Here is a 23,354-nt window from a genome sequence, read left to right on the forward strand (position 1 = left end):
GATCACAACTCCGGGGTTAAATGAGCAAGAATTTGTTTTGCCTGAGCGGTCAGGCGATTACGAGAAAACATCAATTGCAGACGGCCGCCGCCAACCTGATGCCAGAGCACCGCGGCGCGAATACCGGCCAGAAGAGAAGCGCGGACTTTGGCCTGAACCTGCGGGCTTTGCAGGACGGCAGGGGAGCCGGTCACCTGAATACGTGGGCCCAGCGGACTGATGACATCGACATAAATACCGGCCATCGCGCTCATCAGCGTTTCTGACTGCAGATCAAAATGATCGAGCTGACGCTGTAATCCGTTGATCCGCTCACCCAACGTGTCGAGCGCGCCTTTGGCAGCGGAGAGTTTACGCTCCAGTACCATCAGGCTAAGCGTGTAGCGGGTCAATTCTGCATTGAGCCCCTGGCGGCTGCTGGCATTAAGTACTGCGAGCAGGGTTTCGAGGCCGAGGCGCAGATTGGCCTCGCTGCCGCCGAAGACACCCAGCGTTGAGCTGGGGTTCATATCAATCACGCTGTTCAGTGAAACGTGGAGCGCATCGGCATCACAGTGCCCCTGGTGTGCCAGTTGTTGCACCAGGCGTGCCGACTGGCAGATGCCTGCCAGTGCGAGGGTGATGTCATAATAATTCTTTGCCACGGTCACTGCTTCCTTGTTTCAGTCTGAGAGAATAATTATACCGGCAGAGGCAGACGCTGCTCGATAATACCGCCGCCGAGACACACGTCGCCGTGGTAAAATACTGCTGACTGGCCGGGGGTGACGGCCGCAACCGGCTCGTCAAAAAGGACTTCAATGCGTTCGCCATCCAGCGCGTTAACCGTGCAGGGAATGTCGGTCTGGCGATAGCGGGTTTTCACGGTGCAGCGCATCGTGCCGGTGAAAGGTTCGCGATCGACCCAATGCAACTGCTGTGCAATCAGGCCGACTGACATCAGACGCGGATGCTCATGACCCTGAGCGACAACCAGAATGTTGTTCTCAACGTCTTTATCCACCACGTACCACGGATCTTCCGTACCTTCTTTGGTACCGCCGATGCCCAGGCCTTTACGCTGACCGAGTGTGTGATACATCAGCCCCTGATGCTGACCAATCTCTTCACCGTCGACGGTAATAATTTTGCCAGGCTGTGCCGGAAGATAACGACCGAGGAATTCGCGGAACTTACGTTCCCCGATGAAGCAGATACCGGTGGAATCTTTTTTCTTCGCGGTGACCAGACCCAGGTCTTCGGCGATTTTGCGCACCTGGGGTTTTTCCAGCTCGCCGACCGGGAACAAGCTTTGTGCGATCTGCTCATGACCCAGCGTATAAAGGAAGTAACTCTGGTCTTTGTTGCCATCCAGACCACGCAGCAAACGGCTTTTACCGTTTACATCGGCACGGCGCACGTAGTGACCGGTGGCGATGTAATCGGCGCCTAAATCTTCTGCGGCGAACTCCAGGAAGGCTTTAAATTTGATCTCTTTGTTGCACAGAATATCCGGGTTTGGCGTACGACCCGCTTTGTACTCCGCAAGGAACAGTTCGAAAACGTTATCCCAATATTCTGCGGCAAAGTTGACAGTGTGCAGTTCAATGCCGAGCTTGTCGCAAACGGCCTGTGCGTCGGCCAGATCGGCTGCCGCTGTGCAATATTCCTCACCGTCGTCCTCTTCCCAGTTCTTCATGAACAAGCCTTCTACCTGGTAACCCTGTTGTTGCAACAGCCAGGCGGAAACGGAGGAATCGACACCGCCGGACATGCCGACGATCACTTTTTTTGGGCTTTCTGACATTGGAATACTCACGACATTGAACTTCAAGGCGGCGTATTCTATCACGCAGCCTGATAGATGGCACCCTCTGTAAACGACCGGTTAAATTCTAAATTCGCCGACCACCTCAAGTGGATACCGCCTGCCGCTTTGATAACAGCGGATGCTCTCGGCAACCAGCGGAGAACGCAGGTTCGGTGCATTAAGGATGGTATCAGCGCTCACCCAATGACAGCGATCGATATCGCTGTCATGTGGTTCGGTGTCGCACATCCGGGTAAGTTCAATGGAAAACAGGAAACGCAAAAAGGGTGTGTTGTCTGGCGCAACCCATTGATGCAGACGAATAAAGTGCTGAGGCTGCGCGCTGATGCCGGTCTCTTCCCACAGTTCACGCGCGGCGGCCTCGGCTAATGTCTCATCCGCTTCCAGATGTCCGGCTGGCTGGTTCCACAGCGCTTTGCCGTTAATGGTCTCTTCAACCACTAAAAATTTGTCCTCTGCATGCACAACGCAGGCAACAGTGACGTGCGGTTTAAACATGACTTATCCTTTATTTTCATCAGTGACATCCCGCCATTCACCGTTGGCCAGATTTTCCAGAGTGTAACTTCCCATTGCATAGCGAATCAGTCGCAATGTGGGAAAGCCAACATGCGCGGTCATTCTGCGTACCTGGCGGTTACGACCTTCATATAAGGTTATTTTCAGCCAGGTTGTGGGGATGTTTTTACGTTCGCGAATCGGTGGATTGCGCGGCCAGATCCATTCAGGTTCATCGACGCTCTCAATGCCGGCGGGCAGGGTGGGGCCATCGTTCAGCGTCACGCCACTTCGCAACGCTTCCAGCGCTTCTGCTGTAGGTTCGCCTTCAACCTGAACGTAGTAAATTTTCCCGGTGCGTTTACCGGGTTGTGTCAGACGTGCCTGCAAGGCGCCGTCATTGGTGAGCACCAGTAACCCTTCACTGTCTCTGTCCAGACGACCAGCTGCGTATACGCCCTGCACAGGAATAAAATCTTTTAACGTTCTGCGTCCGGCTTCGTCAGTAAATTGTGGCAAAACATCGTAAGGTTTATTGAACAAAACCACGCGTTTTGGCTGGTTTTCTTTCCGGCGCTTAGTGACTTGTCGCTGGCTGAATCGCTCAACCCGGTGATTTCTAAAAGAAGTTTTTTGCATGGTATTTTCAGATCTTATCAATTGCCGCATTATAGCCTAATAACGAGTGTCTTTCATGGCAGCGAACATTAGGGTAGTATTGACATGCTCATTACAAAACATTAACAAAAAATTGCTCTAACGCAGTCGTGCAGCAGGACGCAAACGCACATGCAGCGCGATGACAGACGAGCAAACCAGAAGCGCTCGAAGGAGAGGTGAATGGAAAGCAAAGTAGTTGTTCCGGCAGAAGGTCAAAAAATCACCCTTAAAGACGGCAAGCTGCATGTGCCGCATAATCCGATTATCCCATTCATTGAAGGCGACGGCATCGGTGTTGATGTTACCCCTCCGATGATCAAAGTTGTTAACGCTGCCGTTGAGAAAGCCTACAAAGGTGAGCGTAAAATCTCCTGGATGGAAATCTACACCGGTGAGAAATCCACCCAGGTTTACGGTCAGGATGTCTGGCTGCCGGCGGAAACCCTGGATCTGATTCGTGACTACCGCGTGGCGATTAAAGGCCCGTTGACGACGCCGGTCGGTGGCGGTATTCGCTCTCTGAACGTGGCGCTGCGTCAGGAACTTGACCTGTACGTTTGCCTGCGTCCTGTTCGCTACTATCAGGGCACCCCAAGCCCGGTGAAACATCCGGAACTGACCGACATGGTTATCTTCCGTGAAAACTCAGAAGACATCTACGCCGGTATTGAGTGGAAAGCCGATTCTGCGGATGCAGAAAAAGTGATCAAATTCCTGCGCGAAGAGATGGGTGTGAAGAAAATTCGCTTCCCGGAACACTGCGGTATCGGTATCAAACCGTGTTCTGAAGAAGGGACCAAGCGTCTGGTTCGTGCGGCCATTGAATATGCGATCACCAATGACCGTGACTCTGTGACCCTGGTTCACAAAGGCAACATCATGAAGTTCACCGAAGGCGCGTTTAAAGACTGGGGCTACCAGTTGGCGCGTGAAGAATTCGGCGGTGAGCTGATCGACGGCGGTCCGTGGGTGAAAATCAAGAACCCGAACACCGGTAAAGAGATCGTGGTTAAAGACGTGATCGCGGATGCGTTCCTGCAACAGATCCTGCTGCGTCCGGCGGAATACGACGTGATCGCCTGTATGAACCTGAACGGTGACTACATTTCTGATGCCCTGGCGGCGCAGGTTGGCGGCATCGGTATCGCCCCTGGCGCAAATATCGGCGACGAGTGTGCATTGTTCGAAGCAACGCACGGTACAGCGCCGAAATACGCCGGTCAGGACAAAGTAAACCCGGGCTCCATCATTCTGTCTGCTGAGATGATGCTGCGCCACATGCAGTGGTTCGAAGCCGCAGACCTGATTGTTAAAGGCATGGAAGGCGCGATTGCCGCGAAGACCGTGACCTATGACTTCGAACGTCTGATGGAAGGCGCTAAACTGCTGAAATGTTCAGAGTTTGGTGACGCGATCATCGCGAATATGTAATCCAGTCTCTGGATTGTATGAGAACGGGAGCCAATGTGCTCCCGTTTTTTGTGCACAGAAAATACCGAGACAGGCGTGTGAGCGCATATTCTGTGTGGAGGACCAGGACTACACACCGTAAGCGTTTTATACGCGAGAGTAAGGTAACACCACTATCAGGCCTGAGGTAATGACGTCTCGTGTAAATGTCGCCAGATGACATTGCCATCATGATTTAATTCGAACACAACTGTAGAAAAGCGAAGCGTAGTATTTTGTCCCGGAAGTTGCTGTGACTCTTTATAAACCACAGTTGCACCATTTTCACTTTCGGCAACCACCTGCATATCCTTGATCGTAATTTCCAGACCAGGACGTGCGCCGCGCTGAGCGCGGAAGAAGGCGTTTAATGTAGTGAAGTCAAGTAACACGCCAGTGGGTGTCACCATGGAGTATGCCGCGCTGAAACGTGCTAAAAGATTTTCGCAAATTTCATTCTTTGCGTCCTCATTGCCCAACCAGCAACGGATCAACTCATGGGCGTCGAGGATTTCCTTGAAATAACGATTCATTCTTTTTCCTTATTGAGCGTATATATGACCTTCTGATTTGCAATACGGAAACAGCATATGACAGGAATGGCAGTGCTGCATGCTACTAACATAAAGCACAGATGATAAGACGATTCTAAGGACATGCCAGTATTAGCAATCAGGTTGAACAGGAGAGTGACCAGCGTAACGCCGAGACAAAAACTGAGTTGGCGATTGATATTCCACAGTGCGCTGATATCAGCAAGTTCAGGATTTGCGATTTGAATAAAAGCAGAACTTTGAGCCGTGCTGCTACACAAACTGCCGCCGAATCCCATTAACGCGAAAGCAAGCACACAAATAACGGCATCCGCTGTCTGATCTGTCAATGCCAGCATGCCAATACCCAAGGCCTGAGCCAGGCATCCGGTAATAAACAGAGGGCGTGGCCCCCAGAGATTGAACTTCTTACCTGTCAAACTGATAGCGACAAAGGAAAACAGCGACCATGGCAACATGAGTGCGCCAACAAAGCTTGCGCGCATACCCAATTGGTTTTGTAGATAGAGCATGGTGATCATACTGACGCCAGTGAATAAACCGGGAATGAACTGATAAATCAGCATTGCGGTTTGTAATAGTGGAACCTTCAACAAATGCAGATTAATCAGTGGATGGCTTTTTTTAAGCGCATTCCTGACATAGCCAGTAAGGGCGAGTGATCCTACCCACGTAAAGTGGACACGGCCCTAAGCGAGGTTCTGGTTTTCAAATTGTTCCGGGCTGAGACCGCCACAGGCACTGTGACGACGCCAGCGATTGTAATCACACTCGATATAATTAAACACCGTTGTCCGCATTATTTCCCGGCTGCTAAAGCGTTCCCCGTGGATACATTCCACTTTCAGCGAATGAAAGAAGCTTTCCACGCAGGCATTGTCATAACAGCAGCCTTTTGCGCTCATGCTTCCACGCAGATTGTGCCGCTTCTGCAGGGCCTGATAATCCGCTGAACAGTACTGGCCTCCACGATCGGTGTGAACAATGACATCTTTCGGGCGCTTTCGCCGCCACAGCGCCATCTGCAGTGCATCACAGGCCAGTTGTGCCGTCATTCGTGGTGACATCGACCAGCCAATAACCGCCCGCGACCACAGGTCGATGACCACCGCGAGATACAACCAGCCTTCATCGGTACGCAAGTACGTGATGTCGCCTGCCCACTTCTGGTTCGGGCCGCTGGCGTAAAAGTCCTGCTTCAGCAGATTGTCAGACACCGGCAGACCATGCTCACGGTAGCTGATCGCACTGAACTTCCGTGCAGCCTTTGCGCGGAGCCCCTGACGACGCAGGCTGGCGGCAATGGTTTTGATGTTGTATTCCGGTAGCTCATCAGCAAGACGCGGCGCACCATAACGCTGCTTTGCCGCAGTGAATGCCTGATGAACGGCCTTATCGCAGGTGAGACGGAACTGCTGGCGCGGGCGTATCTGATGACGATGCAGACGCCAGGCATACCAGCCGCTGCGGGCAACCCGAAGCACACGGCACATCGCTTTGATGCTGAACTCTGCCCGATGCTTTTCGATAAAGACATACTTCATTTCAGGCGCTTCGCGAAGTATGTCGCGGCCTTTTGGAGAATGGCCAGTTCCTCGTCCCGTTCTGCCAGTTGTCGTTTCAGCCGGGCTATTTCAGCGGACATTTCCTGCTCACGTTCGGAAGAGGAATGTGCATTTTTCAGCTTGCTGCGCCAGGCATAGAGTTGTGATTCATACAGGCTGATTTCGCAGGCAGCGGCAGCAACACCGATGCTTTCTGCGAGTTTGAGGGCTTCCTGGCGGAATTCCGGCGTGTGCTGTTTACGGGGCTTTTTGCTGGTTGATACTGGTTTTGTCATGAGTCACCTCTTACTTGAGAGTTTACTCACTTAGTCCCGTGTCCACTATTGGTGGGTAGGATCATTTTACCCGGCCTACGAAATCGCACCTGCAGACCGGGCAACCGTCGCGCCTGGCGGTTACAGAATAAAGCTGGCAAGCAGAATAAAGATCAGCCCGCAGATGGATAACAGCGTGGACATCAGCGTCCAGGACAACAATGTCTCTTTGGTCGTCAGACCAAAGAAGTCTTTAATCATCCAGAAGCTGGCGTCATTTACATGGGAACAGATACAAGATCCCGCCCCTGTCGCCAGAGTGATCAGCGCCAGGTTGGTATCAGGATGTACCGCCAGCAACGGAATCACCAGCCCGGCGGTAGAGATTGCCGCGACAGTGGCTGAACCCAGACAAATACGCAGGAATGCGGCCACACCCCAGGCCATCAGGATTGGGTTGATATCCATACCTGAAACCAGGGTGGAAATATACTGACCGACACCAGAGTCGATGAGCACCTGTTTGAATGCACCGCCGCCACCGATAATTAGCAGCAGACCGGCAATACCTGCAATTGCTTTTCCGCAGGAATCCATCAGCTCAGGGATTGTTTTCCCACGGCCTACTCCCATGGTATAGATCGCGAACAGCAGTGAAATCAGCATGGCGATCGTTGAGTTACCTAAGAACAGTATCACGTTATAGAACAGGCCTGAATCGGCGGCGCTCTTAGCGTGGGTCATCTGGATGATGGTGACGACGGCCATCAGGATCACCGGCAACATTGCTGTGAGAAAACTGATCCCAAAGCCAGGCATTTCGCTTTCGCTGAACCGGCGGGTCGCGCCGAGAGAGGCAATATTTCCCTCTTTTTTAAACGCATCCGGAATAATGCGCTGGCAGAATTTATTCAACACCGGGCCACAAAGAATAAAGGTCGGGATGCCGACAATAATACCGTATATCAGCACCAGTCCTACATCTGCGCCATATTCCCGGGCGATCACTGTCGGGCCGGGGTGGGGCGGTAAAAAACCATGCGCGACCAGCAAACCGGAAAGCATTGGCACACACATAAACATCGGCGATATTTTCGCTTCACGGGCAATTGCGAATAAAATAGGTACCAGAAGAATTAAGCCGACTTCGAAAAAAAGTGCAATACCCACAATAAACGCCGAGCAGACCACCGCCCAGTCAAGTTTATTTTTCCCGAAATAATTTAGCATCGTCAGCGCGATTCGTTGTGCACCACCTGCATCCGCCAGCAAGCGACCGAGCATGACACCGAAGCCAAATATCAAACCAATATGGCCCAGCGTACCGCCCAGCCCGGATTCGACCGAGGTGACGACTTTACTCAAATCCATACCACTGGTGATGGCGACAGCAATCGAAACAATAATTAACGAAACAAACGTATTGAGCTTAATTTTTATGGTTAATAGCAGGAGTAAAGCAATCCCTGCCACAACGATAATTAGTGGCATAACGTCCTCTCATAATAGGGTAGCGACCCGTCATTATCCGGCTACGCAAATAATCAATAATGTGTAACCGGACAATGATCTGGTCTGGATGTTTTTATTTTTGCTTTCAGTTTTTATTCATATAATCGCGCAAAGCCGCGCCGATTTTATTTACATCATAAATACAACCCGTCCATGTTCCGCCACTAACAGCCTGAAGCATTGCCCATAGCCGGGTATCATCGGGTAGTTCAGGGTCGGGTAGTAAATCCTGATGGCTGGGTCTGGCGTTTAATATTGCAGTAGCCTCCTCCTTTGAGAGTAATGGGTCATCGCGACGGGTTCCGAGGAAATTGACTTCGCCCTGAAGCTCGCGGCAATCAATTTTAATTTCAATGATATCCCCGGTGCGTAATTTGCCGATGGGGCCACCGGCCAGCGCTTCCGGCCCCACATGACCGATGCACGCGCCAGTAGAAACACCTGAGAAACGCGCATCGGTGATCAGTGAAACATGCTTACCGTAGGACAGATGTTTCAGGGCACTGGTCACCTGATAGGTTTCTTCCATCCCGGTACCGGAAGGACCCACGCCGATAATGACCAGAATATCGCCCGCTTTAATCTTGTCATGCTTGATATCGTAAATCGCACTTTTCTCGGACAGATAAACCTTCGCCACACCTTTATGGTAATAGATACCCTGATCATCAATCACCGAGGCATCGATGGCGGTAGATTTGATTACCGATCCTTCTGGCGCAATATTGCCCACCGGGAAGGTGATGGTTGAGGTTAATCCGCGATCCTGGGCTTGCTGCGGCGACATGATGACCTCGTCGGCCTTGATTTGCTCTTGCTCAAGCAGGAGTTGCTTGAACCGCTGACGCCGTTCGGACTGCTCCCACCAGTCGAGGTTTTCCTTCAGCGTACTGCCGGTAACCGTCATAACGTCTTCATGCAATAATCCGAGGCTGCGCAGATGCAGCATCACTTCTGGTACACCGCCTGCCATGAAGGCATTAACCGTCGGATGATACACCGGACCATTGGGCAGCACGCTCACCAGCCGTGGCACGCGCTTGTTGATGCGAATCCAGTCGTCAACGGTCGGGATATGGCAACCCGCCTGGTGAGCAATGGCCGGGATGTGCAATAGCAGATTTGTTGAACCGCCGAACGCCGCGTGGACTGTCATCGCATTCTCAATTGCTTTATCGGTGAGAATTTCCCGGGTGGTGATGCCTTTTTTACACAAATTCAGAGCCGCTCGCGCGGAAGCTCTGGCGATCTCCTGCCACACCGGCTCGCCGGAAGGGGCAAGTGCTGAGTGCGGGATTGCCAGCCCCAGCCCTTCGGCGACGACCTGCGATGTTCCGGCGGTGCCCAGAAATTGACAACCGCCACCGGAAGAGGCGCAGGCCTTACAACCCGCACGGCGTGCATCCTGTAGCGATAATTCGCCATTGGCGAAGCGGGCGCCGATGGTCTGCACCTTGCCGTTGTCCTCTCCATCCTTTGCGGGCAGCGTCGCACCACCGGGCACCAGCACGGTTGCTATGTCGTGCTGTGCGGCGAGTGCCATCATGGTGGCCGGAAGCCCCTTGTCACAACTCGCAACCCCAATGACGGCTTTCGCATCAGGTAACGAGCGAATAAGACGACGCATCACCATCGAGGCGTCATTACGGTACGGTAGCGAATCAAACATACCTGTCGTACCCTGAGTTCGGCCATCACAAGGATCGGAAACATACACGGCATAGGGCAGAGCGCGGTTTGCTTTAATGACCTCGGCCGCCGCTTTCATCTGGATATCCAGCTCGTAGTGTCCCTGATGCAGCGCCAGCGCGACAGGCTTACCGTCTGCACCACGTAGGCCTCCGAGTGTGCTGAGCAGCAAAATACCGTCCCGATCCAGCTCGTCCGGATACCAGCCCATTCCGGCATTCATGGTCATACCGAACAGATCTCCGCTCGGGCGGTTGATAAGCATCTCCGCGGTTAATGGCAGTTCGCCGTCCGGGCCATCGGCGTGCGTTCTGACGGTGTAGATGTCGTGACTCTCGTCAGCAAAAATATTGCGAACAGACATGAGTTTCTCCTCAGACGGATAAAATGCCATGCGCGGTAAGTAGCGCGCGGACTTTATCTTTGGCTTCTTCTGATGCTTCAAGAATCGGTGGCAAGCAATACGTCTCTACGGGCAGCCCGACACACTGCATGCTGTATTTGATCAGTGAGACAAACGGTGTTTCCAGTGCGTAAATAGAGGGCAGTTGTAGCAGTTTTTTATTCAGCGTGGCGGCGGTTGCCAGATCGCCTTCACGCCAGGCACGGTAGATGCCGACGGAGAGTTCCGGAGCAAAGTTAGCGCTGGCGGTTATCGCACCGTCGCCGCCCAGCAGCATTGTGTTCAGTAAATGGTCATCATAACCGCAGAATACAGAAAATGACGGGCGCACCGCCTTCACTGTATTGATCATCATGCGCAGATGACCGACGCTGTCGATGGTGTCTTTGATGCCGACGATATTTTCGTTTTGCAGTGCCAGACGCTTTACGGTGTCCGCGGTTAAATCCTGGCCCGTCAGATCCGGAAAGTTGTACAGGATAACCGGCAGGGTGACACTACGGGCGATCTGCTGGTAATAGTCATCAAGATTTCGTGGCGCGACTTTCCAGTAGTAGGGATTGATAGCAACGACACCATCAGCACCGATAGCCTGAGCATGCAGCGCCAGTTTGACCGCTTCGTCAGTGGATGGAGAACCGATGCCAATCAATACCGGCACTCGTCCGCCAACAACCGCGACGGCTTCTTCGGCGAGCGCCATGCGCTGGGTGGCATTCATCTGGCTAAATTCACCACCGGTGCCCAGATAAAACAACCCGTCGACCCCTTTATTAATCAGGAAGTCAGCAACTTCACGCATTGCCGTTTTATCAAGGGTTCCGTCACGATGAAACGTGCTGGATACCGGTGGAATAATGCCAGTGAATTTTTTCATTACCTTAGTTTCCTTTTCGTAAATACTCATTTTCGTTTCTGTACCCCAGCCCATATGATATTTTTCCGGCGCATTTTCGCAGTAATTCCAGATAGCTATCGATCTTATTTCCTGAATAAACCACCGGATCGCCTGAAAGCGAGATGGCATAGTTAACCCGGTTATACATATTGAATACCGGCATACTTAAACATACCGCACCATAGGTTGATTCTTCGTTGTCTATAGCCCATCCCCGAAGCCGCGTTTTTTGTAACTCTTCCAGAAATAATTTTTTATCCGTAAATGTATTGTGCGTATGTGGGGTCAATGTGAGAGCCTCTAAGAAATAATCCAGCTCTTCTCGTGTCTTCCAGGCTAATAATGCTTTACCCAGCGCGGTAATATGCAATTCAAGTTTTTTACCAATCCAGCTTTTGCTTGTTGGTACCGAGTCCGGGCTTTCGACCTTGTCGAGATAGATAGCTGAAATGCTCTCCATGGCGCCCAGATGGCAGACCAGTCCGCTTTTCAGCGACAACTCCTGCATTGGCCGTTTCGTCACCTCAAAGATATTTTGACGGTGTAGCGCCTGGCAACCCAGTTCGTAGTTTTTTATTCCCAGCGAATAATGGCCATTTTTGTTTTTAATTAAGAATCCGCACTCTACCATCACATTCAATAAATTAAGCAGGCTGCTTTTGGGATACTGGAATTTTTTTAATAATTCCATATAACTTGCCACGCCAACCCATGCGATGTGGGTCAATATTTTTTCGGCACGGACTAATGAATTGCACCCTTTGCGAACCATAATGGTTCCTCCTTGCTTATGAAATAAATGGTAGCGGTGTTGTAAAGTGGAAAATATGCTTTGTTCAGCATGCTGAACCGTAATGAAGTGATTAAGTGTGATCGTGTGCGCAGTTTGAATAACGGAATGTAATGTGCGGGGATCCGGGCTGGAAGAGTTCCCGCCGCGTCGTCGTATGCAAGAACGGGCGGCGGTTAACTGGCGATCGTTCGGGTAGTGTGAGAATAACCGCCAGTCGCTGCGAATTGTACTGACACATCAGCGCAAAACAACGTACTAACGCTGCAACCATCCACTTTTCAGATTCTCTAACATTTCTTCAGGCATTCGGTTTAGCCTCGGGCAATCCTTCGGAGTCCTCTCTTAATCTGGAGGTGACAAGGAGGAAATTCAGTGTTAACTCCACACCCACATCTTCTGCATCAACACTATTTATTGAACCTTTCCCTTTTCTGAAGCAAACCACGCGCGCGATCTCTGTCACCGAAGTGAGAGACAGACACGCCAGTTTGTCGATAAAGGAGGCGTCGCAAAGTGTGATACGGCGTATAAAATGGATTTATACAAAATGTATAATTTAATACACAATGTATTGAATGCAACCACAGGAGAGCAACCTATGCATCCAGATATCACACTGAACGCAACGTCCCAGGGCGTACCGCCCGCCGGGCATTATTCGGCGAGTGTAACGGCAGGGGGATTTGTCTTTATCTCCGGGCAGTTACCGATAACGCCTGAGGGTGAGAAAAAGGCGGGAGCGTCTTTTGAGGAACAAACCAGGGTCGTGTTAGACAACATTGATGCTTGCCTGAGCGGGGCGGGAGTCTCCCGCCAGCACCTGGTTTCTGTCCGTGTTTATGTCACCGATATCAATCTCTGGCCGACGTTTAATGCGCTTTATGCTGAGTGGATCGGTGATTCCCGCCCATCGCGTGTCGTTGCGGGTGTATCAGAACTTCATTATGGCTCAGCCATAGAAGTGGAAGCCATCGCACTGGCGCAATAAGCCCAACACTTAACGATAAACAGGTGAAAAAATGACTGAAATGACTCTTCCTGACTATGCTGATGTCGCCGCTGCTGCTGAGCGCATAGAAGGATATGCAAACCGCACGCCGGTTATGACCTCCCGCACCGTCAATGCAGAATTTGGCGCTGATGTTTTCTTTAAATGTGAAAATTTTCAACGCATGGGCGCGTTCAAATTTCGCGGGGCGATGAATGCGCTACGCCAGTTTACCCCTGAACAGCGCGCGGCGGGCGTGGTGGCATTTTCGTCTGGCAATCACGCTCAGGCGATTGCCCTGTCAGCAAAATTACTGGGTATTCCGGCGACCATCGTTATGCCACATGACGCGCCAGCCGCTAAAGTGGCAGCGACCAAAGGGTATGGCGGCAATGTGGTGATGTATGATCGCTACACGGAGGATCGTGAACAGATCGGACGAGAGCTGGCGCAAAAGCACGGGTTAACGCTGATTCCTCCGTATGATCATCCTCATGTTATTGCCGGTCAGGGCACTGCCGCGAAAGAGTTGATTGAGGAAGTTGGCTCGCTGGATGTTCTTTTTGTCTGTCTGGGCGGGGGCGGTTTGCTCTCCGGTTCGGCGCTGGCTGCCCGGCATCTCTCGCCGGAATGCAGGATTTATGGCGTAGAACCTGAAGCTGGTAACGACGGGCAACAGTCTTTTCGAAGCGGTAAGATCGTTCATATCGATACCCCGAAAACGATCGCGGATGGTGCGCAGACGCAGCATCTGGGGCACTATACGTTTCCTCTGATTCAAAAGTACGTGACTGATATTTTAACGGTTTCTGACGATGAGTTAATCGCGTCGATGACGTTTATGGCGGAACGTATGAAAATGGTCACCGAGCCAACCGGCTGTCTGGGTTTCGCGGCGGCAAGGGCGAGGAAAGCGGGACTTCAGGGCAAAAAAGTGGGCATTATCATCAGTGGCGGTAATGTGGATATCGCCCGCTATGGTGAGTTTCTGGCCGGAAAATCCGTCTCCTGAGACGGTAAACCACGGTAATAATGACGACAGGTAACACAGCAGGAGACGGGTATGCCAAAAAATATCGAGAATTCGCTTCTCAGCCAACTGGACACGATTGCGAAAGGATTAAGCGAAACGTTTTCGCCTTTTTGCGAGGTGGTTGTTCATGATCTTAAGAACCCTGAGCATGCGATTTTGTCGATACACAATAATTTATCGGGACGTAAAGCCGGTCAGCCAGTCACGGAACTCGGTCTGGCAAGAATCGCGTCTGCGGATTTTCCCGAAATTATTGCCAACTACAGCAACCAGTTTTCCGATGGTCGTCCGGTAAAAAGCACGTCTATTGGCATTAAGGATGAAGAGGGCAAATACGTTGCAGCGCTTTGCCTTAATGTCGATATGACGCTTTTTCGGGGGATGCAGAACGCGCTGGCGCGTTTTACTGAAACGGAAAGTTCACCGATCCGCGAACACCTCGAACCGGGGAGTACGGATGTCATTCGCCAGCGAATCGATGATTTTGCCGCAGAACGTGCTACCACGGCACGAGCCCTCAACACTGAAGACAGAAGGAGAGTTATCCAGGCATTACGTCAGGAAGGATTGCTGAATGTACGTAAATCCATGGATACCGTGGCGCAACATCTGGGTATTTCAAGGGCGACAGCTTATCTCTATGTGCGCCAGGCTGTCTGAACCTCTCCCGGCCAGCTTAAGGTGCATCAGTCGCTGAATTTTCTACAGGCTGGGGTATTTCCCATCCTCATCCACCAGATAGATCTGCGTCAGATACCAGCGCTGATGATGTTTTATCAGATGATATTCATAGTCGGGTGAATAATAAGGCTGTGGAAACCGGGTTTTTATTATCGCGGAATTATTTTCCACGACTGTCGACAGAATTTTTTCCTGCTCTGGGTCGTGTGAAGCATCGGAACCAAAAGCAATGGGCTCCCCCTGAAAATGAGGAAGCGTATATTTCTTCAACAATACGTCCCAGCTTTGCTGAGCTTGTGTCATTACGCTGTGATCATCATGGGTTTGATGTAATGCGAATGAGCGATCGTTCCACTCTTTGTAATCTCGCTGAAAACTGATAACCACTCCCGTGGGCGTGTTTACTGTTTCTGCAAGTGCAGGGACGATATTCAGAAACGTTAGCACGAATAAGCTGAGGGAGATAAAACGATGTTTCATCAGGTTGTCCCGGTATGACGGAAAAGAAATTTTATATTGTTCACTCTATCATCTTTAACGCAGGGATTTTGCCCGAATAATGAGCAAACAGGCAGCAGTCGTAGACCATGACGCTTGCAGGGGAAATTTGAGTTATGTATTATTTTGCCCGGTTTTGCTGATGAGTAAATTCTTAATCAGATAATAATAACCGGCAGACCGCCATTAGCTCATCTGGAAGAGCGAACGACTTTTGTTGTAGGGAACGGGGTTCGAGGCCTCGATGGCGGCCCAAATTTTAAGGCCTGGACGGTTGTCCGGGCCTTTTACTTTCGGCTTCCTTGAGGGAATTACTGTCCTTCCGTCACAATTCTTGCCGCTGCGGCCAGAACATCTTTCCGGCCTTTTGCATCCTGCTGAGGCTGCGTAAAGTAGGTGACCAGTACCAGCGGTGCGCGACCTTCAGGCCAGATCACGGCAATATCATTGGTGGTACCGTAATCACCGCCGCCGGTTTTATCACCGACCACCCAGTTTTTGGGGAGCCCGGCCCGAATACTCTGGCCACCGGTTGTATTTCCTTTCAGCCAGTCGACAAGCTGCGTGCGCTGTGTGGTCGCTAACGCATCGCCCAGCGTCAGGTTACGCAGACTTTTTGCCATGGCCAGTGGCGTGGTGGTATCGCGCTCGTCGCCCGGAATAGCGGTGTTCAGTTCGGGCTCTTTCCGGTCCAGGCGAAATGTGGTGTCGCCAATTGAACGCGCGAAAGCGGTGACGTTACCTGGTCCTCCCAGGTGCTCAACCAGTTTATTCATCGCCGTATTATCACTGTACTGTAGCGCCGCCGCGCTCAATTCTGCCAGCGTCATTTCGCTATTCACATATTTCTCTGTTACCGGGTTCCAGTTCGTCAAATCGGCTTTTTTGATCGCCATTTTCTTTTGCAAAATATCGTTCTGGGTTTCACTCTGTTTTAAAACTGCCGCCGCAACTATCGTTTTACTGGTGCTACACATGGCAAAGCGTTCGTCGCTACGATAAAGAAGCTGTGAGCCATCGGCAGTATTAATCAGCGCCACGCCGAGCCGACCACCCGATTGTTTTTCTAATGCGGCCAGCTTTTGTTGAACCCCGGTGATATTTGTCTGCGTACGCGCCAGAAGGGGGGAACTGCCTGCGAAAAAAGACAGCGCTGCGGCGATAATCACCGTCTGGCGGAATCGTGCTTTTAACATTAATAACCTCTTTAATCATCAGTGAATTGATAAGTCAGGATGTGGTTACGAAATGATCGACTTGCCGCAATTAGGCGAAATCAAAGGTACATGACTTATTTCCGATGAGCAGGACTATCCACTTTCAGCGCTTGCTTCACAAGCGAGAAGAATTTACCCTGGGTTAAAGAAAATCTTATGGGTCTGTATTATGCGTTCTGCTCTTCCTCTTAATGCGCTGCGTGCTTTTGAGGCTTCCGCGCGCCATTTGAGTTTTACGCGTGCGGCGCTGGAGCTTTGTGTGACACAGGCTGCCGTCAGCCAGCAGGTCCGTATTCTTGAGGAACGGTTGAACAGAGTGCTGTTCAGGCGGTTACCCAGAGGGCTGGAGATGACGGATGAGGCGCAGGCGCTTTTTGCCGTATTGACCGATGCCTTCGGGCAAATTGACACGGTTTTCCGCAAGTTCGAAGGCGGTGAGTATCGTGAAGTGCTCACGGTCGCGGCTGTCGGCACGTTTGCCGTGGGCTGGCTGCTACCGCGTATTGAGCAATTTCGCAACGCGCACCCGTTTGTTGAACTGCAACTGCGCACGAACAACAACGTTGTGAACCTGGCGGCGGAAGGTCTGGATTTCGCGATTCGCTTTGGCACCGGTTTGTGGCCCGCCACGCATAATGAAATGCTGTGTGAAGCGCCGCTGACCGTACTGTGTACGCCCGACACCGCGCGGCGGCTGAATCAGCCCGCCGATCTTCTGCAAGAGAATCTCCTGCGTTCCTATCGTGCTGACGAGTGGGATAGCTGGTTTGCGGCCGCAGGGGTTGCGGTGGAGCGGATTAATGGCGCGGTGTTTGACTCTTCACGTCTGATGATTGAAACGGTGATGCATACTGGCGGCGCAGCGCTGGTTCCCGCAGCCATGTTTACTCGCGAGCTGACGGCCGGGCAGCTTGTACGTCCTTTCCCGATTGAGATCAACATGGGCAGCTACTGGCTTACGCACCTGAAATCAAAACCGCTGACGCCGGCGATGGAAATCTTTCGCGACTGGATAGTGCAGGCACAATAAACGGGAGCCAACAGACTCCCGTTCAGAGGTCAGCGAACCACCAGAACCGGGCAGTGCGCGTGGCGCACTACCGCCGCGGCGGTAGAGCCTAACAGGTATGTGGAGATACCGGGTTGATGCGAGGCGATCACGATCAGATCGGCACTGACAGATTCTGCCAGTTTCAGGATCTGATCTTTCGGAGGACCATACACAACGTGTGTCTGGACCCGGCCTTCAGGGATATTGAACTGCTTCACAATCTCTTCGAGTTTCTGCAACGCCTTCGACTGCAGTCCATTCTTATCCGGGAGTTCGCCAGAGTAAGCAAGCCCCAGGGAAGCATAAAAAGGAACAGAGGGGATGACGGCCAGAAAATGTACTTTCGCGGTTTTCGTGTGTTGTACGACCTGAGGAATAAGCTGACGGGTTAAGTCCGCTTCTGAGATATCAATGGGCACCAGAACAGAACGATACATAGTCATTACCTCCTGTTTTTTGTCTCCGGTTACAGTATATCGATTCCTGCTTTTGTATAAAAAGTGACCCGATCAAGTTTCTGTTATTTTTGCCAGGCGATGTTGAATAAATTATCCGTTTTTCCGGGAATGTTGTTGGGTTAGCAGTGATGTTTTCGTGAAGGGCAATTTTTCACCACCGCGATGTTCTCTGCTTTTTAACCAATAAAAATTGTTTTTCACAGAGCTAAATAAAATCAAGGCACTGGATGCAGAGGCTACGGCAACGGGCTTCCGGAGGCTTGATCTCATCCTTTTTTAATTATACTGTATATAAATACAGTGTATTTGTGGATGTGTGATGATGATGTTCTACAGCCCCGTTGATATGCGTCAGATTGTGATGCTCCCTCTTTTTGCCGATCTCGTTCCGTGCGGCTTTCCTTCACCTGCGCAGGATTACGTCGAGCAGCGGATCGATCTTAATGCGCTGCTGGTCCGGCATCCCAGTGCGACTTATTTTGTCAAAGCGGCGGGCGATTCGATGATTGATGCGGGCATTAGCGATGGCGACCTGCTGGTGGTGGACAGTACCTACCGGGCAATGCATGGCGATATTGTCATCGCGGCAGTCGATGGGGAGTTTACGGTTAAACAACTCCAGCTTCGTCCTGCGGTACAGCTCAATCCGATGAACAGCGCATATTCCCCCATCAGGATAAACCGTGAAGAGACGCTCGATATTTTTGGCGTCGTTACGCATATCATCAAAACGACAAAGTAACCATGTTTGCGCTGGTGGATGTGAACTCTTTTTACGCGGCTTGCGAGACGGCCTTTCGTCCGGATCTGAAAGAAAAGCCCGTTGTGGTGTTGTCGAATAATGATGGCTGCGTTATTGCGCGCAATGCCGCGGCAAAGGCGCTGAACGTCAAAATGGGCGAACCTTACTTTAAGCAAAAGGACCTGTTTCACTACTATGGCGTGACCTGTTTTAGCAGCAACTATGAGCTCTATGCCGACATGTCTCAGCGCGTGATGACCACGCTGGAGGCGCTTACCCCACGGGTTGAAATTTACAGCATCGACGAGGCCTTTTGCGATGTGACCGGCGTGCATCATTGTCGTGATCTTGCGGATTTCGGCAAGGAGATTCGCGATACCTTATTGCAGCAAACTCGTTTGACCGTCGGTGTGGGAATTGCCCCGACCAAAACGCTGGCGAAGCTGGCGAACCATGCGGCAAAGCAGTGGCCGCAGACGCATGGCGTGGTGGATCTCTCAAACGTGGACCGACAGAGAAAGCTGATGGCGTTAATGCCGGTCAGCGAAGTCTGGGGCATCGGGCGGCGCATCGCAAAAAAACTGGAAGCGATGGGGATCGGAAATGTGCTGAAACTGGCGGAGACGGATATTCGCTTCATCAGGAAAAATTTCAGCGTTGTGCTTGAAAGAACGGTGCGGGAGTTACGCGGTGAACCGTGCCTGGCGCTGGAAGAATTTGCTGCCACCAAACAGGAAATTATCTGCTCCCGATCCTTTGGCGAGCGGGTAGGCGATTACGAACCGATGCGACAGGCGATTTGCAGCTATGCCTCGCGTGCGGCGGAGAAACTGCGCGCAGAGCATCAGTATTGCCGGCATATCTCGGCGTTTGTCAAAACCAGTCCATTTGCGGCGAACGAACAATACTACGGTAACGCAGGTTCGGTGACGTTACTCACGCCAACGCAGGACAGCCGGGATATCATCAACGCGGCGACGCGCTGCCTGGATATCGTCTGGCGGGAAGGATTGCGCTATCAAAAAGCCGGCGTGATGCTGGGGGATTTCTTTAGCCAGGGCGTGGCACAACTCAATCTGTTTGATGATAACGCGCCGCGTCCCGGCAGTGAGCGGCTCATGAGCGTGCTGGACGGTCTGAACGCAAAGGAGGGCAGGGGAACGCTCTGGTTTGCCGGTCAGGGTACGCAGCAGCAGTGGCAGATGAAACGGGCGATGCTGTCCCCCCGCTATACGACGCGATTTTCGGATCTGCTGGTGGTCAGGTAGCAATTTCGTCAACGCCAGCCCGGTCGCTGAAGGGATTTCCCTTTCCATCACCAGGTGCATTCGTTAGCATATTGTTTCGCAGTTAAGCGTATGAGTAGTTTCAGGAAGAGGTTAACGTGTTTGCAGAGTATGGCGTACTGAATTATTGGACTTACCTGGTTGGGGCGATTTTTATTGTTTTAGTGCCGGGGCCGAATACGATATTTGTGCTAAAAAATAGCGTCGGACGTGGGATGAAGGGCGGATATCTCGCGGCAAGCGGCGTGTTTATTGGCGATGCGGTGTTAATGTTCCTGGCTTACGCCGGTGTCGCGACGCTGATTAAAACGACGCCGGTACTGTTTAATATCGTCCGCTATCTCGGCGCGTTTTATCTGCTGTATCTGGGAGCGAAAATTCTCTATGCCACACTCAAAGCGAAAGGTAGCGAACCTGGCGAAGACGCGGCGCCCTTTGGCGCAATTTTTAAACGCGCATTGGTTCTGAGTCTGACAAACCCGAAAGCCATTCTGTTTTATGTCTCCTTTTTCGTGCAGTTTATTGATGTGAATGCGCCCCATGCGGGACTCTCATTCTTCATCCTGGCGACTACTCTTGAAGTGGTGAGTTTCTGCTACCTGAGCTTCCTGATCGTTTCAGGTGCCTTCGTTACCCAGTACATCCGCACCAAAAAGAAACTGGCGAAAGTCGGGAATTCTCTGATCGGTCTGATTTTTGTTGGCTTCGCCGCGCGGCTGGCAACACTGCAATCATAAGCACAGAGGCCTTCGAAAAGGCCTCTCCATGAGAACAGAAACCGGGATAGACACACTACCGGTTTTTTACGCGCGTAACGTCAGGCGATGGCCTCACACAACCGGGTTTTCATATCACGGTAGGTTTGCGCCGCATAGCGTTCGGCCCATTGCTGGTCGGTAATTTTTTCAACCTTCACCGCACAATATTTCGTTTCCGGCGTTTTTGAAATGGGATCGAGATTGTCCTGCGTCAGTTCATTACAGGCACCGATCCACCACTGGTAAGTCATGTACACCGTCCCCTGATTGATGCGCTCAGAGACATCTGCCCGGCTGATCACTTTTCCCCGCCGGGAACTGACCCACACAAGGTCACGATGCTGAATACCCAGCTTTTCTGCATCAACGGGGCTGATTTGCACATAGCCGGGTTCATCGGCCAGCGCCTGCAGAGCGGCGCAGTTGCCGGTCATGGAGCGGCAGGAGTAGTGACCGACCTCACGCACCGTACACAGGACCATGGGAAACGTCTCGTCGGGCACTTCCGCAGGCGCGCGCCACGGTGCGGCAAACAGCTTACCTTTACCGTCTGGCGTGTCGAAGCGACTGTTTTCGTACAGATACGGAGTTCCGGGATGATCGAGGTCAGGACAGGGCCACTGGATATGTCCCATATCGCCCATTTTCTCGTAGGTGACGCCGTAGAACAGCGGGCACAGTTCACGCATTTCATCCCAGATCTGCTGATTGTTTTCATAGTGCATGGGGTAGCCCATTTCACTGGCGAGCAGGCTGATGATTTCCCAGTCGCGCTTCACATCACCGGCAGGGTCGATGGCCTTTTCGAAACGCTGGAATCCACGGTCAGCACAGGTGAATACACCACCATGTTCTCCCCAGGAGGTGGCCGGTAAAATCACGTCAGCCATCTCGGCCGTTTTGGTCATGAAAATATCCTGGACCACGATAAAATCCAGTGCGGCGAAGCCTGCCCGTACCAGCCCAAGATCGGCCTCGGTTTGCAGCGGATCTTCCCCCATGATGTAGTAGGCTTTGATTTTCCCTTCCAGCGCCAGATGAGGAACTTCGGTGATGCGTGTTCCAATCTTGTCGTCCATCCGCTTGACGTCAATTCCCCACGCGTGGGCGAATTTCTCTCTGATGGCCGCATCGGTGACATCCTGATAGCCCGGAAAGAGATTGGGCAACACGCCCATATCGCAGGCTCCCTGAACGTTGTTCTGACCGCGAACGGGCCCGACGCCAACGTTTGGACGTCCCAGGTTACCGGTTAGCAGGGCGAGGCTGGATAACCCCCGCACCACGTCCACGGCCTGGCCGAATTGTGTGACGCCCATTCCCCACATGATGGTTGCGGAAGGCGCCGCCGCAAAGGTGCGCATCGCCTGACGTACCTGAGACGCCGGTACGCCGGTCAGGTGTTCGACGGCTTCCGGCGCATAATCTTTCACCGTCTGCCAGTAAGCGTCCAACCCTGTCGTGTGCTGTTGTACGTACTCTTTGTCATAAAGCTGTTCGTCAATGAGGACGTAACCAAAGGCGTTGACCAGCGCCATATTGCTGCCGTTATTTAGTTGCAGGTGCTGGTCGGCTATTCGGGCGGTTTCAATGCGGCGGGGATCGCAGACGATAATTTTCGCGCCATTCTGACGAGCCTTGATTACCCGACGCGCCACAATGGGATGAGAATCTGCGCAGTTATAGCCGAAAACAAGCAAACATCTGGAGTTTTCGATGTCGCTGATGGAATTACTCATCGCGCCATTGCCCAGCGTTTCCTGAAGACCGGCAACGGAAGGGCCGTGGCATACGCGGGCGCAGCAATCCACATTGTTGGTGTTGAGTACCGCACGTGCGAATTTCTGCATGACATAGTTAGTTTCGTTGCCGGTACCCCGTGAAGAACCGGTGGTCATAATGGCGCGGGGGCCATCGCTGTCGCGAATCGCCAGCAAACGTTGAGCTGTATAACGAATCGCTTCCTCCCAACTGACCGGCGTGAGCTTACCGCCTTTTTCGTAGCGGATCATGGGACGCGTAAGGCGAGGCGTCAGTAGGCGGGTATCGTTCAGGAAGTCCCAGCCGTAATACCCTTTCAGACAGAGCTGGTTCTGGTTGGTAACACCCTCAGCCCCTTCGGCTCGGATGATTTTGTTATTTTCAACAACAAGCTTGAGCTTGCACCCGGCCCCGCAGTAGGGGCAGACACTGGTGATTTTTTTCATCAATAACAGACCTGTTAAAAGCTGAAATAGCACGAATAGTAGACAACACCGGAGCGTAGTCGCTAAGGCGTCGGATTGTCGTTATGACAGAGAGGACTAAGCACAATACGTGCCAGAATGAAAAAGCCAGTACTGACGGGGATAAGGTGCGGGATGACAGAAGAAAATGACAGACGACTCGACAATAATGACGAGCTGACGACGAAAAAAAGCCCGCACAGAGGCGCTGAGGAATCCCCAGTAATGGGCGGGTGAAAAAAGACAGGCATAGAGTTTTGTGATCTACTGATTGTGCTATCAATTCAATGAGATCACCTCTATGCCTGCCTGCCGAGTATGTCAGAATTTCT

The 23,354-nt window shown here is 52.0% G+C and carries 22 protein-coding genes, 1 tRNA gene and 1 pseudogene; 9 read left to right on the forward strand and 15 right to left on the reverse strand.

Going from position 1 to position 23,354, the window contains the following annotated elements; translation table 11 throughout:
- Window positions 1-2 precede the first annotated feature (2 nt).
- The 4 genes from hflD to rluE all read right to left on the reverse strand — a co-directional run bounded on the left by hflD (window position 3) and on the right by rluE (window position 2,977).
- Window positions 3-644, reverse strand: coding sequence for a high frequency lysogenization protein HflD (gene hflD / locus WB371_RS18260; RefSeq protein ID WP_336221447.1), 642 nt, complete (start codon window positions 642-644; stop codon window positions 3-5).
- 35 nt (window positions 645-679) lie between these two features.
- Window positions 680-1,786 carry a tRNA 2-thiouridine(34) synthase MnmA gene (gene mnmA, locus WB371_RS18265; RefSeq protein WP_336221448.1) on the reverse strand — a complete coding sequence of 369 codons (1,107 nt, stop codon included), beginning with the start codon at window positions 1,784-1,786 and terminating at the stop codon, window positions 680-682.
- Window positions 1,787-1,867: 81 nt separating this feature from the next.
- The gene (locus WB371_RS18270; protein WP_420704060.1) at window positions 1,868-2,308 is read right to left on the reverse strand and encodes an NUDIX hydrolase; all 441 of its coding nucleotides are present in this window, start codon (window positions 2,306-2,308) and stop codon (window positions 1,868-1,870) included.
- A 3-nt stretch (window positions 2,309-2,311) separates the two neighbouring features.
- Entirely contained in the window at window positions 2,312-2,977 is a 666-nt protein-coding gene (rluE, locus tag WB371_RS18275) for a 23S rRNA pseudouridine(2457) synthase RluE (RefSeq protein WP_336221449.1), read from the reverse strand.
- Window positions 2,978-3,148: 171 nt separating this feature from the next.
- Between rluE and icd the strand changes: the two genes are divergently transcribed.
- Window positions 3,149-4,399 (forward strand): NADP-dependent isocitrate dehydrogenase, encoded by a 1,251-nt coding sequence (gene icd, locus WB371_RS18280; protein ID WP_336221450.1) that lies wholly within the window; start codon window positions 3,149-3,151, stop codon window positions 4,397-4,399.
- A 155-nt stretch (window positions 4,400-4,554) separates the two neighbouring features.
- Here the strand turns inward: icd and WB371_RS18285 are convergent, their stop codons facing one another.
- From WB371_RS18285 to WB371_RS18315, 7 genes and pseudogenes are all read right to left on the reverse strand, one after another.
- Window positions 4,555-4,950 carry a DUF4440 domain-containing protein gene (locus WB371_RS18285; protein ID WP_336221451.1) on the reverse strand — a complete coding sequence of 132 codons (396 nt, stop codon included), beginning with the start codon at window positions 4,948-4,950 and terminating at the stop codon, window positions 4,555-4,557.
- Window positions 4,947-5,636 (reverse strand): annotated as a pseudogene (locus tag WB371_RS18290) (MFS transporter); the annotation flags it as partial. The gene WB371_RS18285 and the pseudogene WB371_RS18290, both read right to left, overlap by 4 nt.
- A gap of 24 nt (window positions 5,637-5,660) precedes the next feature.
- A protein-coding gene (locus WB371_RS18295; RefSeq protein ID WP_336221452.1) for an IS3 family transposase occupies window positions 5,661-6,811 on the reverse strand; the annotation gives its coding sequence in 2 pieces (ribosomal slippage) (window positions 5,661-6,553 and window positions 6,553-6,811; 1,152 coding nt in all).
- Between the two features lie 120 nt (window positions 6,812-6,931).
- On the reverse strand, window positions 6,932-8,281 hold the full coding sequence (locus WB371_RS18300) for a GntP family permease (RefSeq protein WP_336221453.1): 1,350 nt from the start codon (window positions 8,279-8,281) through the stop codon (window positions 6,932-6,934).
- A 106-nt stretch (window positions 8,282-8,387) separates the two neighbouring features.
- Entirely contained in the window at window positions 8,388-10,355 is a 1,968-nt protein-coding gene (yjhG, locus tag WB371_RS18305; RefSeq protein WP_336221454.1) for a xylonate dehydratase YjhG, read from the reverse strand.
- Between the two features lie 10 nt (window positions 10,356-10,365).
- The gene (locus WB371_RS18310) at window positions 10,366-11,271 is read right to left on the reverse strand and encodes a dihydrodipicolinate synthase family protein (RefSeq protein ID WP_336221455.1); all 906 of its coding nucleotides are present in this window, start codon (window positions 11,269-11,271) and stop codon (window positions 10,366-10,368) included.
- 4 nt (window positions 11,272-11,275) lie between these two features.
- Window positions 11,276-12,064 (reverse strand): IclR family transcriptional regulator, encoded by a 789-nt coding sequence (locus WB371_RS18315; RefSeq protein WP_336221456.1) that lies wholly within the window; start codon window positions 12,062-12,064, stop codon window positions 11,276-11,278.
- 619 nt (window positions 12,065-12,683) lie between these two features.
- Between WB371_RS18315 and WB371_RS18320 the strand changes: the two genes are divergently transcribed.
- From WB371_RS18320 to WB371_RS18330, 3 genes are read left to right on the forward strand one after another with little or no spacing between them, the layout of a single operon-like run.
- The gene (locus WB371_RS18320) at window positions 12,684-13,073 is read left to right on the forward strand and encodes a RidA family protein (protein WP_336221457.1); all 390 of its coding nucleotides are present in this window, start codon (window positions 12,684-12,686) and stop codon (window positions 13,071-13,073) included.
- A 31-nt stretch (window positions 13,074-13,104) separates the two neighbouring features.
- Complete coding sequence (locus WB371_RS18325) at window positions 13,105-14,085, forward strand: threo-3-hydroxy-L-aspartate ammonia-lyase (RefSeq protein WP_336221458.1); 981 nt, start codon at window positions 13,105-13,107, stop codon at window positions 14,083-14,085.
- Between the two features lie 51 nt (window positions 14,086-14,136).
- On the forward strand, window positions 14,137-14,766 hold the full coding sequence (locus WB371_RS18330; RefSeq protein WP_336221459.1) for a helix-turn-helix transcriptional regulator: 630 nt from the start codon (window positions 14,137-14,139) through the stop codon (window positions 14,764-14,766).
- A 42-nt stretch (window positions 14,767-14,808) separates the two neighbouring features.
- On the opposite strand, the gene WB371_RS18335 is transcribed toward WB371_RS18330, so the two are convergent.
- The gene (locus tag WB371_RS18335; protein ID WP_336221460.1) at window positions 14,809-15,267 is read right to left on the reverse strand and encodes a hypothetical protein; all 459 of its coding nucleotides are present in this window, start codon (window positions 15,265-15,267) and stop codon (window positions 14,809-14,811) included.
- A gap of 198 nt (window positions 15,268-15,465) precedes the next feature.
- On the opposite strand from WB371_RS18335, the gene WB371_RS18340 reads away from it, so the two are divergent.
- A tRNA-OTHER gene (locus WB371_RS18340) sits at window positions 15,466-15,540 on the forward strand.
- Window positions 15,541-15,596: 56 nt separating this feature from the next.
- Here WB371_RS18340 and bla read toward each other — a convergent pair.
- Window positions 15,597-16,481 carry a CdiA/SED family class A beta-lactamase gene (bla, locus tag WB371_RS18345; RefSeq protein WP_336221461.1) on the reverse strand — a complete coding sequence of 295 codons (885 nt, stop codon included), beginning with the start codon at window positions 16,479-16,481 and terminating at the stop codon, window positions 15,597-15,599.
- Between the two features lie 190 nt (window positions 16,482-16,671).
- Between bla and sedR the strand changes: the two genes are divergently transcribed.
- Complete coding sequence (sedR, locus tag WB371_RS18350; RefSeq protein WP_336221462.1) at window positions 16,672-17,532, forward strand: beta-lactamase transcriptional regulator SedR; 861 nt, start codon at window positions 16,672-16,674, stop codon at window positions 17,530-17,532.
- A 29-nt stretch (window positions 17,533-17,561) separates the two neighbouring features.
- Here the strand turns inward: sedR and uspF are convergent, their stop codons facing one another.
- Complete coding sequence (gene uspF, locus WB371_RS18355; RefSeq protein WP_336221475.1) at window positions 17,562-17,990, reverse strand: universal stress protein UspF; 429 nt, start codon at window positions 17,988-17,990, stop codon at window positions 17,562-17,564.
- A gap of 343 nt (window positions 17,991-18,333) precedes the next feature.
- Here uspF and WB371_RS18360 point away from each other — a divergent pair, with 343 nt between their 5' ends.
- The 3 genes from WB371_RS18360 to leuE all read left to right on the forward strand — a co-directional run bounded on the left by WB371_RS18360 (window position 18,334) and on the right by leuE (window position 20,776).
- Window positions 18,334-18,753, forward strand: a complete 420-nt coding sequence (locus WB371_RS18360) for a translesion error-prone DNA polymerase V autoproteolytic subunit (RefSeq protein WP_336221476.1) — start codon at window positions 18,334-18,336, stop codon at window positions 18,751-18,753.
- 2 nt (window positions 18,754-18,755) lie between these two features.
- Window positions 18,756-20,021, forward strand: coding sequence for a Y-family DNA polymerase (locus WB371_RS18365; protein WP_336221463.1), 1,266 nt, complete (start codon window positions 18,756-18,758; stop codon window positions 20,019-20,021).
- A 116-nt stretch (window positions 20,022-20,137) separates the two neighbouring features.
- A complete protein-coding gene (gene leuE / locus WB371_RS18370) occupies window positions 20,138-20,776 on the forward strand; it encodes a leucine efflux protein LeuE (protein ID WP_336221464.1) in 639 nt (212 codons plus the stop codon).
- Between the two features lie 80 nt (window positions 20,777-20,856).
- Here leuE and fdhF read toward each other — a convergent pair whose 3' ends face one another.
- On the reverse strand, window positions 20,857-23,004 hold the full coding sequence (gene fdhF / locus WB371_RS18375; RefSeq protein ID WP_336221465.1) for a formate dehydrogenase subunit alpha: 2,148 nt from the start codon (window positions 23,002-23,004) through the stop codon (window positions 20,857-20,859).
- Between the last annotated feature and the right edge of the window lie 350 nt (window positions 23,005-23,354).

This window comes from Citrobacter amalonaticus (genome assembly GCF_037053465.1).
In the GTDB taxonomy this organism is placed as follows: Bacteria; Pseudomonadota; Gammaproteobacteria; order Enterobacterales; family Enterobacteriaceae; genus Citrobacter_A; species Citrobacter_A amalonaticus_H.

Excerpts from the sequence above, each read along its gene's own strand:
- mnmA (WP_336221448.1), bottom strand. The coding sequence starts at position 1,786 with ATGTCAGAAAGCCCAAAAAAAGTGATCGTCGGCATGTCCGGCGGTGTC.
- WB371_RS18270 (WP_420704060.1), bottom strand. The coding sequence starts at position 2,308 with ATGTTTAAACCGCACGTCACTGTTGCCTGCGTTGTGCATGCAGAGGAC.
- rluE (WP_336221449.1), bottom strand. The coding sequence starts at position 2,977 with ATGCGGCAATTGATAAGATCTGAAAATACCATGCAAAAAACTTCTTTT.
- icd (WP_336221450.1), top strand. The coding sequence starts at position 3,149 with ATGGAAAGCAAAGTAGTTGTTCCGGCAGAAGGTCAAAAAATCACCCTT.
- WB371_RS18285 (WP_336221451.1), bottom strand. The coding sequence starts at position 4,950 with ATGAATCGTTATTTCAAGGAAATCCTCGACGCCCATGAGTTGATCCGT.
- WB371_RS18300 (WP_336221453.1), bottom strand. The coding sequence starts at position 8,281 with ATGCCACTAATTATCGTTGTGGCAGGGATTGCTTTACTCCTGCTATTA.
- yjhG (WP_336221454.1), bottom strand. The coding sequence starts at position 10,355 with ATGTCTGTTCGCAATATTTTTGCTGACGAGAGTCACGACATCTACACC.
- WB371_RS18310 (WP_336221455.1), bottom strand. The coding sequence starts at position 11,271 with ATGAAAAAATTCACTGGCATTATTCCACCGGTATCCAGCACGTTTCAT.
- WB371_RS18315 (WP_336221456.1), bottom strand. The coding sequence starts at position 12,064 with ATGGTTCGCAAAGGGTGCAATTCATTAGTCCGTGCCGAAAAAATATTG.
- WB371_RS18320 (WP_336221457.1), top strand. The coding sequence starts at position 12,684 with ATGCATCCAGATATCACACTGAACGCAACGTCCCAGGGCGTACCGCCC.
- WB371_RS18325 (WP_336221458.1), top strand. The coding sequence starts at position 13,105 with ATGACTGAAATGACTCTTCCTGACTATGCTGATGTCGCCGCTGCTGCT.
- WB371_RS18330 (WP_336221459.1), top strand. The coding sequence starts at position 14,137 with ATGCCAAAAAATATCGAGAATTCGCTTCTCAGCCAACTGGACACGATT.
- WB371_RS18335 (WP_336221460.1), bottom strand. The coding sequence starts at position 15,267 with ATGAAACATCGTTTTATCTCCCTCAGCTTATTCGTGCTAACGTTTCTG.
- bla (WP_336221461.1), bottom strand. The coding sequence starts at position 16,481 with ATGTTAAAAGCACGATTCCGCCAGACGGTGATTATCGCCGCAGCGCTG.
- sedR (WP_336221462.1), top strand. The coding sequence starts at position 16,672 with ATGCGTTCTGCTCTTCCTCTTAATGCGCTGCGTGCTTTTGAGGCTTCC.
- uspF (WP_336221475.1), bottom strand. The coding sequence starts at position 17,990 with ATGTATCGTTCTGTTCTGGTGCCCATTGATATCTCAGAAGCGGACTTA.
- WB371_RS18360 (WP_336221476.1), top strand. The coding sequence starts at position 18,334 with ATGATGTTCTACAGCCCCGTTGATATGCGTCAGATTGTGATGCTCCCT.
- WB371_RS18365 (WP_336221463.1), top strand. The coding sequence starts at position 18,756 with ATGTTTGCGCTGGTGGATGTGAACTCTTTTTACGCGGCTTGCGAGACG.
- fdhF (WP_336221465.1), bottom strand. The coding sequence starts at position 23,004 with ATGAAAAAAATCACCAGTGTCTGCCCCTACTGCGGGGCCGGGTGCAAG.